11 protein-coding genes are annotated in these 13,289 nt (G+C 43.1%); 1 reads left to right on the top strand and 10 read right to left on the bottom strand.

Translation table 11 applies throughout. The features are described 5' to 3' along the window. Positions 1-474: 474 nt before the first annotated feature. The 7 genes from VB118_08370 to VB118_08340 all read right to left on the bottom strand — a co-directional run bounded on the left by VB118_08370 (position 475) and on the right by VB118_08340 (position 7,675). Positions 475-1,368: a permease-like cell division protein FtsX gene (locus VB118_08370; GenBank protein ID MEA4832614.1), complete on the bottom strand. Its 894-nt coding sequence runs from the start codon at positions 1,366-1,368 to the stop codon at positions 475-477. After that, positions 1,358-2,041, bottom strand: a complete 684-nt coding sequence (ftsE, locus tag VB118_08365) for a cell division ATP-binding protein FtsE (protein ID MEA4832613.1) — start codon at positions 2,039-2,041, stop codon at positions 1,358-1,360. The genes VB118_08370 and ftsE overlap by 11 nt, the downstream gene beginning before the upstream one ends. Positions 2,042-2,110: 69 nt before the next feature. Continuing rightward, on the bottom strand, positions 2,111-3,196 hold the full coding sequence (locus VB118_08360; GenBank protein ID MEA4832612.1) for a helix-turn-helix domain-containing protein: 1,086 nt from the start codon (positions 3,194-3,196) through the stop codon (positions 2,111-2,113). A 112-nt stretch (positions 3,197-3,308) separates the two neighbouring features. Then, positions 3,309-4,097 carry a hypothetical protein gene (locus VB118_08355; GenBank protein MEA4832611.1) on the bottom strand — a complete coding sequence of 263 codons (789 nt, stop codon included), beginning with the start codon at positions 4,095-4,097 and terminating at the stop codon, positions 3,309-3,311. 578 nt (positions 4,098-4,675) lie between these two features. After that, positions 4,676-4,966, bottom strand: coding sequence for a transcriptional regulator (locus VB118_08350; protein MEA4832610.1), 291 nt, complete (start codon positions 4,964-4,966; stop codon positions 4,676-4,678). Further along, entirely contained in the window at positions 4,956-5,696 is a 741-nt protein-coding gene (locus VB118_08345; protein MEA4832609.1) for a hypothetical protein, read from the bottom strand. Before VB118_08345 ends, VB118_08350 begins: the two co-directional genes overlap by 11 nt. A gap of 110 nt (positions 5,697-5,806) precedes the next feature. Then, a complete protein-coding gene (locus tag VB118_08340; GenBank protein ID MEA4832608.1) occupies positions 5,807-7,675 on the bottom strand; it encodes a hypothetical protein in 1,869 nt (622 codons plus the stop codon). Between the two features lie 210 nt (positions 7,676-7,885). Here VB118_08340 and VB118_08335 point away from each other — a divergent pair, with 210 nt between their 5' ends. Further along, entirely contained in the window at positions 7,886-8,581 is a 696-nt protein-coding gene (locus tag VB118_08335) for a fructose-6-phosphate aldolase (protein ID MEA4832607.1), read from the top strand. A 4-nt stretch (positions 8,582-8,585) separates the two neighbouring features. Here VB118_08335 and csaB read toward each other — a convergent pair whose 3' ends face one another. From csaB to VB118_08320, 3 genes are read right to left on the bottom strand one after another with little or no spacing between them, the layout of a single operon-like run. Further along, on the bottom strand, positions 8,586-10,832 hold the full coding sequence (csaB, locus tag VB118_08330) for a polysaccharide pyruvyl transferase CsaB (protein ID MEA4832606.1): 2,247 nt from the start codon (positions 10,830-10,832) through the stop codon (positions 8,586-8,588). Positions 10,833-10,848: 16 nt separating this feature from the next. Further along, positions 10,849-12,459, bottom strand: a complete 1,611-nt coding sequence (locus tag VB118_08325) for a hypothetical protein (GenBank protein ID MEA4832605.1) — start codon at positions 12,457-12,459, stop codon at positions 10,849-10,851. Next, a complete protein-coding gene (locus tag VB118_08320) occupies positions 12,452-13,159 on the bottom strand; it encodes an ABC transporter ATP-binding protein (GenBank protein ID MEA4832604.1) in 708 nt (235 codons plus the stop codon). Before VB118_08320 ends, VB118_08325 begins: the two co-directional genes overlap by 8 nt. Positions 13,160-13,289: the final 130 nt, after the last annotated feature.

Below are 13,289 nucleotides of genomic sequence, written 5' to 3'. Positions count from 1 at the left end.
TTTGTCTTCTTCTATGGTCGTTTCGGCGCCGGAGCGCATGAGCACGACAGGAGCCAGCAATATCAGCAGAGCAAGAAAAAGATTGGCAAAACGGAACAGCTTTGACTTTATGTTTTTCATATAAGGCCTTTGTCCTTCCTCTAATCCTAAGAATTATCGTTTCAGCTTTAAGTAAATATAAAACTCACAGTCTGAACAAAACTGTAATATAAATTTGATTACAGTTTATCCAGACTTGAATTATAATAATATATATTGAAGACGAAATGCCATTAGGTTGGAGACATACGACCTATAAAGAAACCGCGTTCATTATCTTTAAGTGAATTTCGAGTAAATATATTATTGACAATTGGAAACGTCTAAATATTAAATAACTCAAAATTACATATCATGTTTTCTATTATTATCTCTACTTTTCTCGTTTTTTGAGAGTGGAACAATAGCAAAAACAAGTTCTTGGAGATTAACAATTTATACTTTCGTATATCTTCTCAGTGAAATAACGCTTCCTGTCACACCGGTAACTATACCGATTACTAAAAAAGCAATCAGTATTTTAATATTTACCGTATTAAACGGGATGATATTTATTATGGAATATCCGCCTAAAGTCCCCTGAGCGAAATATTCGTACAGATACGACTGCATAAAATAGGCTATCCCGGCGGAAATGGCACCTATAACTATTCCCTGAGAAAAGAACGGAAAGCCGATGAAAAAGCGCGATGCCCCTACATAACGCATTATCGCTATTTCATCCTTCCTTGCGAAAACGGACGCCTTTACGGTGTTTATAATCACAAAAATTGATACTATAAACAGAAGAAGAACAAGCCATGTGAATATCAGGGAAACCGCGCTTTTGAGTTCCTCAATTTTTTTCGCAATATCCTGACGGCTGTTTATCTTGTCGATATTCGGAATCTGCTGGATAAGATAAACTATATTATCGGCTTCAGAGGCCTGTGCGTATGTTATACGAAACGATGGCTTGAAAAAATTTGTGTCGCCGAACATTTGGATATACGCGTCAATGTCGCCGTATTTCTCCGTCATGTCCTTAAGGGCATCTTCCTTGGATACATATGTAATATCAGTAATTCCGGAAATACTGTTTAGCGCGTTGCGTATAGATTCGATCGCGTCATCGTCCGCGTCCTCTTTCACATATACAACAATTTTATTATAATTATTTATATCTTCTAGGTTTGAATCGATATTGATTGATAAAAGCCACGCCGTTCCGGTGGCGATAAGACAGCTCATCAGCACAAGCATGGAAGCAAACGACATGACGCCGTTTCTGAATATGCCCTGAAAAGTGAGCTTTATAAAATATCCCAGCTTCGGTACTTTAATCTTCATCGAACATACCGCCCTGCTTGTCGCTTGTAATTTTACCGTTGTTGATCGTGACAACTCTTTTGCTGTAATAATCCACGAGATTCTTGTCGTGAGTGACGACGACAACGGTCGTGCCCCATTTATTGAATTTGCATAACAGCTCCATCATCTCGACACTCATCATGGGATCGATATTTCCGGTGGGCTCGTCCGCAAGAATTATCGCCGGCTTGTTTATAACGGCTCTTGCCAAAGCAACTCTCTGCTGTTCACCGCCTGACAGTTCATGCGGGAAGGAATTTGCTTTGTCATCAAGATTGACAAGCCTTAAAAATGCCTTGACGCGTTTGTCTATCTCACTTTTCGGTTCACCGATCATATGCATCGCGAAAGCAATATTTTCATATGCGGTAAGCTTTGGCAGCAGACGGTAATCCTGAAACACGACTCCGACGGTTCTGCGCAATATGGGGACACGGAAAGAAGACATCCTCTTCAGGTCGAAGCCGTTTACTCTAAGCTCTCCGCCGCATATCTTTTCTTCGCGCATGAGAAGCTTTACCAGGGTCGACTTGCCCGCACCGGAAGCTCCGACGATAAAAACGAATTCACCCTTTTCAATGTTGAGATTGACGTTTTTAAGCGCTTTTGTTCCGTTCGGATATCTTTGCGTGACATTCTTGAACTGTATTATATACTTTTCTTTTTCGGCTTTTGTTATCTTTGATTCATTTGACATGGCATATATGATCGCCTTACTGCGTTAAAATTTGACAGGTTTTGCGGTGAGGTATTTCTTTACCATCAACGCAACCTTGAAAGTTATTGCATGATCGAATTCGCGAAGATCAAGACCGGTAAGCTTCTTGATCTTCTCGAGACGATATACGAGCGTATTTCTGTGAACAAATAACTTACGCGAGGTTTCGGAAACATTGAGATTGTTTTCAAAAAAGGCCTGTATGGTGACAAGGGTTTCCCTGTCAAGCGACTCAAGAGCGCCTTTCTTGAACACTTCGGAAAGAAACATCTCACACAAAGTAGTCGGAAGCTGATATATGAGCCTGCCTATGCCGAGACTTTCATAATTAATTATAGTCTTTTCGGTATCGAATACCTTTCCGACTTCAATGGCAACCTGAGCCTCTTTGTATGAACGGGCAAGATCCTTTATGGATTCGACGGTTGTGCCTATGCCTATGGTCACCTTAACATAAAACTCCGTCCCGACGGTGTCTGCAATCGTACGGGCGACCTTTTCGCTTTCCTTGGCGGCGACGACAGCTTTCAGCTCGCGGACAAGCACAACATCATTTTCACCGACGCTGAGAACATAATCCTTGTTTCTGTCCGGAAACATATTCTGAACAACGTCAACGGGCACAATATCTGCTTTTCCGTTGAATTTAATAAGATAAACAATACGCGGAATATCTCCGTTCAGATGAAGCTCCTTTGACTTCGCGTATACATCCGTAGGGAGAATATTATCGAGAATGATATTTTTTATAAAACTTGATTTATCGTATTTTTCGTCGTGCAGAGCCTTGAGATTTGATAAACATATGGACATAAGAGCCGCGTTGCTTTCCGAAACGGCGTCTTCTCCTTCGACGAATACGATATATTCGATGCGTCCATGGTTGTTGATCGGATAATAAGTATATCCCTCAAGGATAAAACGATCATTGGTGTATAGAAGCTCTTCCCTGACGCCCGGAACCGTTTCGCCTATTCTGACAAGCTCGCTGCAGGCGATGATTGTGCCGGATTCATCAACAACGCCTATAATACGGTCTATCGCATCCTTCATTTGATGCACTATACTTTGAAATAATCTGTTTGACATGGGCGATGATGCTCCTTTATAGATTGGGGCGCCGCCGTGTCAGCAAAAACAGCAGAAGCAGTCTCGCGGGCGACAGCAGCTCAGGCGGTTTTTAACGCGCGAATCCGATTTCTCAGTTTTCAATTATTGAGATCGATTTTAAAATAGAATATATAACAAGCCAAATGAGGAATGCGATAAGGTAATAAAATTCGTATCCGATAGCAAGTGCGCTCGTAACGCAGGAGGCGCAAAAAATCGCCAACGTCACCCCAAACGGCCATATCAATGCTTTTTCTGCGATAAAAGGATATTTACCGGAATGATAATGCTTGAATGTCGTTCCTTTTTTACGTATGATAATTATCATTGCGAAGAAAGCGGCAAAAACAGCGACAGCCGCCGCGCAAATCAACACTGAGAAAAGCGAAATCGGATTTAATTTAAAAATGCTGATTGTCCATATGATCGCGGCGGCGGCAAAGGTATATCCGATGAACAGCACTGCGGCGGAATCAAATATGAACGACGAAAAATAAAGCAGCACAACCGCGATTATAAAGGCGATCAGCTGGGGGACATACTTTACTCCGAAAAACTTAAAGCCAAGTATTGAAACGAAGAGAATAAACGCCGCGAAGACGAGAGCTGAGGATGTAATAATCCGGTATTTTTCGTCAATTTTGTTTTTTACGGTTAAATAACGGTATACAACCGCGCCCGCAAGTAAAATCCCGGCCGCAATCGCAAGATATAACGAATTTTCCCAAAGCGTTAGAGTCACATCAAGGTTGTCTTTTCCCGTAAGAAGAAAATAAACCGACAATATGCCAACGGCAAGGATCGCAATGCTTCGGTAGTTTCTGACGTTTTTGATGCGGCCTCTGTCGCCCTGCTTGTTTTTTTGCTTGTTTGCTGGCAAAAATAATCACTCCTTGGTATCCGGCATTCTGACAGCCAGTAAAATCATAATGAAAACGATCCGCGAAACCGACCGCCGGATATCCGACAGCAGGTTCGTAAGCCCGGAATAATGGAACAAATTGCTTACCTTTGTATAACGATCTTCCTTTATCGCCCGAAGAACCGCCGCAAAGAAAATGCGTCGGTTCAGGTAAATCAAGGGAAATTGTTTCTTTTCAGGTATAAATTGTTTATATGAGCAGGCAGAAAACCGATAATATTTACTTAAATCTGTCAATATACGAATTTTTCTGCGTGTTAAGCGACTATAAGCGTCCAGATAAACATATTCACTCGGTTATTATACAATAAAAAAGGCAACATGTCAAATCTTTTCGCACATATTTTGTGCATTATTAATATATCTTTTGCGTTTTGACTTGAATTCGACACTCTTATCGGGAAAAACTGAACAAAGAAAAAATACAGCAACGAAAAACTCGGCAACTTCCGACAAAATCCTCAAAATATAATTTATGTTTTCTTGATATGGATTCTTTTTACTATTGAAGGTTCTTTTTACAACCTACCATTTTATTATCTCGCTGCTTCAGACAAGCATTTTAGCATATTTACATATTCCTCAAAAGTGCTTTTTCCGGATTCGGTAATACGGCAGACGGTGTGTGATTTTTTGTTTTGGATGGTTCTGCGGGTTTCAGTATATCCAAAATCGCATAGCTTAGAGAGTTGAACACTCAGATTGCCGTCTGTGGCTCCTGTTATTCTTTTGAGTTCGGCAAAATCTCGCTCTCCGCAGTACAGCGAAGATATGATCGCTATGCGCAGCCTCGAAGAAAAAGCCTCCGGAACGCTGTTAAGATTCAATTTTACATTCCTTCTTAATTTCTTTTTTAAGAACAGATGCCGCCGAAAGACAAACCACGGCAGGTATTGAAGACGAAACTGCCGTATTAATAACAGATATAAGCAAATCGTATTTCAACATAGCATCTGAATCAATCCATCGCATTGTGCCATTATTAGTTATATTGACTTTGTAAAAGGCACCGATAATCATATATAAGGTGAATGCGGTGCCGAGGATGACTATACTGTGCGTTTTAAGCATTTTCAGATGTAAAAGCTCTCCGGTCATTAATACAAGCGTCACAGACGCCGTCGGAAAAACAATATCTAATGAATTGATATTCATAAACAAAATGTACCGCGGCAATATTATAGCCGTTGCAGTAACGGTGATAAAAAGAAACGTTTTTACGGCAAGCTTTTCGTAGTCGTCTCCGCCATATCTTATTGTAGCGGAATATTTGAATGACAGAAAAAACGCGATGCCAAACAGAAGGATATTAATTCCGAAAAAAACATAGTTTGATATTGTGCTAAGATGAGTGAATTTTTCGAAATATCCATCCAGCAATAGAAATTTCAGCAATGAATAGAGAATTTCGGATATTATCCTTGAAACTGCATATGCTGTCATTATAATCCCAATTTTATTAATAAATCCGCTCAAGCGATCCGGTGAAACCTTTGACGTGCGCATAACGCTACCGATAAAATCTATATCATCGCGTATTTTATCCCGATTATCCATTTTATCCTCTAAATCATTTTTTCACTTTACATTATAAGCCCTTTGCGCAATTTGTAAATATGTGGAATGAAAAATTCCCGATGTTTTACATCGGGAAAGAATAGTGAATTTTATAAAGTAAAATCAAGCCTTTTCATTTCAAGCGGTTGAAGAAAAATCTTTGTCTGATTTTCTCCGCTCCATATTATCTTCGCTTCACAACCTGTTTCAAAGGAGGTGTTAATTATATATACCGCTCTTTTGTTTCCGTCCGGATAAACGGCGAAGGTAAGATCATCGCCTCCGATAACCTTGATATCAGCCCGGCGATGCGTCGAATTGCAAAGTTCCTTTACTATCCTCGAATACAGAGGAAAAACTCCCTGCGCTCCGGGATAAGATACCGACGTAAGGGTGAGCGCAGTTCCTTTTCCGAAGCGATTTTCTATCAGAACGGCAGGCGACGTCATTCTCTCCCAGAAGCTATCGCACGCGACAGCACGAACCACTCCTGAGTTAACCTTCGTTCCGGCAAATTCGGCATAACCGGACGGCAGGATCGGATCGGAGAATGTATCGCCGGACGCGGGGTAACGCATTTCGGGAATGAAGCTTTCTTTGAAAAATTTATATCCCGAATTGCGTCTGAACGTATGAGAGGTAAATTCAAATCCTAAAAGTCCGGATATCTTTTCTTCCGATATCGGCGTAAATCCACCGTTTCTTTTATCGCTCACCGACAGATGCGCGGCGGTGATAAACAGCACTCCGCCGCAGCGAACATATTCTGAAAGCTTGTCGAATATTTCCTCTGTCATCGTATTCCAACCGGCAAATATCAATACATCGTATCGTTTCATGGCTTCGGCCGGAGCTTCTGAAGGAATCAGGTCATACTGACCATATGCGGGCGCGTTTGACACATCGTGTTCTCCATAATTCTCGACAATGTGCCATTTATCCTTTTTAGTTACATTCTTCAGTATTTCCCATGATTTTTCGGCATCGGAATAGCCCCATTCTGTTCTTCCGAATTGATTCCACGCGGTTGCCGCGCCCCACCCGTCATAAGAATCGAGATTGCCCTGCACAAATGCAACCTTTACGAGCGGACCGTTTTCCGGCCGGTGATCGTTTTTCAGAAATTCGGCGAATTCGTCCCATGCCAGGCGGTATTCGCGGCAAAACTCATGATCTTTCGGGTATTTATAACCGTATGAAACCATGCCGAAATCTCCGCTTTCGGGATAAATAAAATTTGCGCCGGATATATACGCATATTTGTATGCAAGCCTTAGACGCGAATATTTAAGAACATCGTCATGACGAAGTCCGCCGTACCATTCATGCGCGATATGACAGCCCCATATATCGCGCCCATAAGCGCGTGAGGTGCCTCTTACCGAAGCTGTCATTTTCTCCGGATCACCGCACATCATCTCAAGAAAAAGGTATTTTATACCCGCCTCGAGATTATATCTGCCGCATGCGGTCGCCTCAACCGATAGCACATTGTTTATGCCCATATCGTTATCAAGCTTTACAAGCTCGGATACATGATCGATATACAGCTTTTTTGCTTCGCTCATATTCTCGAGATCGGTCGGAAGCGAATAAGGCACATTCTTGAAATAATCCTCATACCAGCTCATAAGTCCGCCGGATTCTCCGATCATATCGCCGATAAAATATTCTTTTGCTATTTCTTTTATTCCTTGTACAGTTTCGGCATCAAGGTGGCTTTTCCTGTCTTTAGGCGCTCCGCGTTGCTGAGTATATAAAAATGCGAAGCATATATCGTGATCGCTTAAGAATTTCGCCCATTCATAAAACATTTCCCGACTTACTTCGCGGGGAGATACATATATAAGAAGAAAATCGAGCTTTTCAAGATCGTAATTATCGCTTAAAAAGCTCATGTATTCTTCATATTTATCTCTTGTGTCGCCTATTTCGAGTCCGAGACGGACAAAGCCCTTGTCAAGAGGTTTTTTATTCATCAATGTAAACCTTTCATAGTTATGGCGTAAAAATGGCAAATTTAGTGTATTCTCGTACATAAATATTAAGTAAATGCAAATTTTTCTTGCTGATATCGCAACTATCCGTTAATTCCTTGACAGACGCAGCGCATTATATTATAATTATGGATAAATAATAAAAAATCAATTTGCCGGGGCATTCCGGTATGTCGCCGGCCAGGGAGAAAAATGCTATATATCATTGACAGCGCAAATGTCGAAGCCATTAAGAAATGCCTCGAATTCTATCCGATAAGCGGGGTCACGACCAATCCGTCTATTATTTCCCGAGAAAAAACGGACTTTGTCGGGCTGATCCGACAAATACGCGAAGTAATCGGGCCGGACAGAATGCTGCACATACAGACCACTTCTACTGATACCGATAATATTGTCCGCGAAACATACGCGTTGACGAAGCTTGTAGAAAGCAATCTCTATATAAAAATACCGATCTCACCTGAAGGGCTTAAAGCCACAATGCGCCTTAAAAAAGAAGGCTTCAACGTAACGATGACGGCCATATTTACGCAGCAGCAGGCTTTCCTGGCGGCGCAGGCGGGTGCGGATTTTGTAGCGCCGTATGTAAACCGGCTTGATAATATCGCATCCGACGGCGTTCAAATCGTAAAAGAAATTGTCGAGCTGTTCAAAACACACGATATCAAGTCAAAGGTTCTTGCCGCAAGCTTTAAAAATGTCGAACAGGTTCATAAGACCGTCATGGCAGGCGCGCAGTCCGTCACGATATCACCTGATATGTTCGATAAGCTTTTATACCATCCCCTTACCCTTTATGCGATGGATGACTTTGAAAAGGACTGGGACAGTGTATACAATGGCAAAAAAATCATTGATCTCATAGAGAAAAATAAATTAAACTGAATTGTTAATCCTTTGCGGGTACAAACTCAGCCGCCGTGCGCGCATCGCGTACGGCGAGTTTTTTTAATTCGCGCACCCTTCCGGTTAGCTTTTGCTCATATTCGTTTTTATGAATGATTATATCTTCAGACATCTCAGTAAGCTCATTTGCGGTAAAACTTTCTGCCATAACGCAAAATGATGAATCGATATATTCAAGAAAATCGCGTATCTTAGGATCATAAGCTATTCCGATTGCATTTTTCCCTGCCGCCGAAGCGTATATAAGTATATGAAGCCGCATTCCAACGACAAATTCCATTCGTTTCAGTACAGCGATCAACTCACCGGCGGTCAATTCCTTCGCGATAATACCTCCTCCGCAGGCTTTTTGAACACGCATTGATATACCCATGTCCGCTTTCCGTTGTAGGGGAAAGAAAACAGGCTCGTATCCCTTCGCGCGCATACCGGCGCAAAATTTGCCAAGTTCTTCGACAAGATGCCGCTTATTTGTGCAACTTCTGACAGAAACGGCAAAATATTTCTTATATTCGCTGTTGTTGCAGTTGAAGTTACAGTTACAGTTGAAGTCACATATACCGCATTTTTTTAATAAGAGTTCCTCACGCTTTTTTCCGCATGGCTCCAATAAAAGTGCGGGATCACACGAAAGCTCTGCCTTTATGCCGGGTAATTTTTTGCAAAATTCATAACTCGACGGTTCTCTGAGTGTAACGGCATCAGCCGCGGTCAGTAAATCCTGTGCTGTTTTTATATTTGAGTTATTGTTGATCGGCCCTATACCGTTTGAATATATCATAAGCTTCGCGCCGGCAAGCTTCGCTATACGCATGACGACAGTATAATATATAAACGATCTGCTGCTCGTTTCGTCCTGCATCAGGCTGCCGCCTCCGCTTATCAAAAGAGATGCGGAGCGCATCAAAGAATATATCTTGATAATTCTAAGTCTGCCAATTGACATTACACCGTAAATCTGCGCCGTTTTGCGCGGCGTTTTTGAAAGCACGCACAGCTTCACGCCGGGACGCGCTTTTTTTATCTCCCGCACCATAACCTGCAGGAACGAATCGTCGCCCATATTGCCGAAGCCGTAATAACCGCTTATCACTATATCGGGTAATTTAAACGTTTCATACGGCGCAAGCTCACTGTATGTTCTCAGATAATCATCAGCCATGTGTTCAACGGAATAAACCTGTTTGATAAGCTCGCGATTTTCTCCCGCGATCACCGCAAGCTCTTTGTCCGGCATGTCCATCAGGCTTTCTATATCTCGCGCAAGCTCTTCCACGGATGCGGATCGCGTTTGGCGGCAGCAAAAATTGCCGTCGTATGCCTTTTCGAAAAGCTCTTTGCGATAAATCCCAAGATATCCCTCGTTGCCGGCAAGGATAACAGGACGCGCGGCGGACATCGCCTCAAGCGCCGCCCGGGAAACCCCGACAAAAATATCGCAGGCGGCGATAAATTTATTTATATCCGTATGTGAGCCGGCAAGCTTTATCAATTCGCAGCCAGTGCATTCGTTTATCTCCCGGACCTTTTCATTCAGCTTCTTGTAATCCGAACCCGCTCCCACTATCACGACATTGAGCTTCCTGCCTGATTTGAAAAGCTCAAACGCCGCGTCGCATAAAAGAAACGCGGACAGGCTCCTGTCCGTATCTATACGGCTCACGCATAATACTGTTTTTACTCCGGACTTCATTCCGAAGCTCTCCGCGATATCCGCACATGGCGTATCGGGAGAAAACTTAACTGTATCAATGCCGTTTATCGTAACCGAAACCGAATCGGGATAATATGAATATTCATCAATGACATATTGCTTGATATCCTCGCTGACCGCTATACAGCGGTCGCCCCAATTTGCAAGCAACCGCCAGAGCGGACGTAGATTGAATACCCAATGAGCGGTAGTGACGAATTTAAATTTAAGAGAACGCCTCAGCGATCCGAGGATCGCGGCGGGAATGCGCGCGTGGGCATGCACAATGTCGTACCGCTCTGTTTTTATCAGCCGGGCAAGCCCCGCGCGCGAAGCGAACACGTCTTTCAGCTTTTTGCTGTTAAGCGGTAAACGAACGCAGCGCACCCCGGCACTGGCAAGATCGGCTTCGTATACTCCCCCGTTTGAAGCGACCGTGATATCGTGTCCCATGCGTCTGAGCGCAAGACAAAGCTCAAGTATATGAGTTTCCGCACCGCCTATGTCAAGGCCGTTTGTCGCCATCAGGATTTTCATCGGAATTCACCGGCTTTTAATTGATTTTTAAGAATTTTTTGGTACCCCATCCGCTGATAAGCTTCCACATGACGGCATCCACGATAATAAACACTACCGCAACGGCTAAATTCAGCATGACCGAGCCAGCTCCGGTGTAAATACCGGCAAAAACAATAATGGCAAGCAACACCATATTTGAAAACATGGCAACCATCACCGAGGCTGATTGCTTCACGACCTCAGCATCGTTCTGCCACTGCATTTTAGGAAAAAGAAGATTGATTATCAAGCCGAAAACCGAGCAGAATACGACGTAAGCAAGACAATGCATGACGGTGACGGCAATGACTCCGGGGTTCAATGAAAGTCTTAGTCCGACAGAAATAGCCGCCAGCACCGCAGCAGGCGCCGAAAGAACAAAGCTCAGCAGCACCTTCACGCCGAGTATTCTGACAGTATCAACCGGAAGCGATTTTAGTATCCAAATACGGTTGCCCTCCAGGGATACCGAGGAAACCGACGTACAGCCGACCATTACGCAGAAGCCGATCGCATACGGCAAAACAAAATCAATGAGTCCGGCGGGCATTGCGGAATTGGAAACAAGCATTGCAATCGTCTCATCTCCGACAAACCATATGGCAACGGAAGCGATGACCATGAGGACAGATCCGAATAAAGTGTTTGTGACATATATTACAGAAGAAAAATATCTTCTCGCTTCCCGTACGAAAAGGGCGCCAAACGCAGAACCGGATTTTACTCCGTTTTTTGCAATGGAAAAGTCGCCTTTTGACTTGACGCCTGTAATTCGGGCGTTCATACGCGAAAGGTTTTTCGCAAAAAGAAATGATAACACAAACGCGGATGCGACCGATACGCCCGCAAAGCAGACAAGTGAAGCGATATTTCCTCCAAGCATGGAATTATACCATGACGCGGGAAAATACATGCGTACTACCTTGTCCATTATCACTGCGGCGATTCCTCCCATATTTTCAACATCACCGCTTTTGAAGGAGAAATACATCAGACAAGCAAGAAAAATAAACGACAGAATTATCGAAGCAGTGTTCGATTTTTTCATTCCGGAGGTAGCAAGAAGCAAAACAATTCCGACCAGGCATCCTATTATTGTCGGGAGAAGCACGACAACAGGGAGCGTGATGAAGAATATGACGGCTTTTGTCTGCGAAAAGCCCCCGATAATTGCGTTTGCGGCAAAAGACGGAACAAGGGCAAATAGTGAGATCACGAAATTCATCAGATAGACATTCAAAAGTCTGGAAGCGGCAATTTTTCCCGCGGGCACCGGCATCGCCATAAGCAGATCGTGATCCCTGAGGCACAACAGCATCCCTTTGACCGAAAACGCCGAAGAAACGATCGAAATAATCGAAGCGGCAGTCATCATCAGCGTGATTGAAAGATTCGCGTCGACCCCCAATGCCGTGAACTGCTCGGTAAGCATATATGAATAAAAGCCGGATGTAAATATAAACGCGGCTCCGACATACAGGAACAAAAAGCACCACAGCGCGAAAATTATGTATTTATTCTTTTTTTTAGATTTCAGCAGCTTGTTGATTCCGAGCGTATTTTTATAATAAAGCCTTGTCAGCTTCCACGCCGAAGCATTATTCATTTGTCACCTCGAGGAAAACGTCCTCAAGACTCTTGTCTCCGCGTATTTCATCAGTCTTTCCTGCCGCAATAAGGCGACCGGATTTAATTATCGCTATACGGTCACACAGCTTTTCAGCTACGTCAAGGACATGAGTAGAGAAGAAAATACTTCCTCCGTTATCGCACAGCTCACGCATAATAAGCTTCAGTGTATGAGCCGCGGACGGATCCAACCCGACAAAGGGCTCGTCAAGTATCATCAGCTTCGGCGAATGAATCAAAGCGGAAGTCACGACGAGCTTTTGACGCATGCCGTGGCTGTATGAGCTTATAAGATCGCCGAGAACATTTTCTATTTCAAATATACCTGCATACTTTGAAATCAATTCTTTTCTTCTTGTTCCGGATACTCCGTATACGTCGCAGACGAACGTAAGATATTGAATTCCTGTGAGATTTTCATATATATCGGGATTGTCAGGTATATATGCAAGCATGGATTTACATTTCACAGGATCCTTTTTAATCGAAACTCCGCCAATATATATATCGCCGCCGTCAAAATCCAGCACACCCGTGACAGCGCGGATGGTAGTCGTTTTTCCCGCTCCGTTGTGCCCTATAAAGCCGAAAATTTCACCCGGCTTTACGTGCAGCGAAAGATCGGATACGGCAGTTTTACCGGAATATGTCTTTGTCAAATGCTCGATCCTTAACATGGTATTCCCTTTCATCCCGTTTATGGGATATTACGAGTAATAAAACCTATATCTTATAGTATATCAAATTTTTGTTATCATTTCAATGATAAATAATTACGAATTTTCGTAATTATTCCTTGACTTTTAC

The sequence above is a fragment of the Oscillospiraceae bacterium genome (genome assembly GCA_034925865.1).
Classification (GTDB): Bacteria; Bacillota; Clostridia; order Oscillospirales; family SIG627; genus SIG704.
This window is presented reverse-complemented; position numbering and strand designations above follow the sequence as displayed.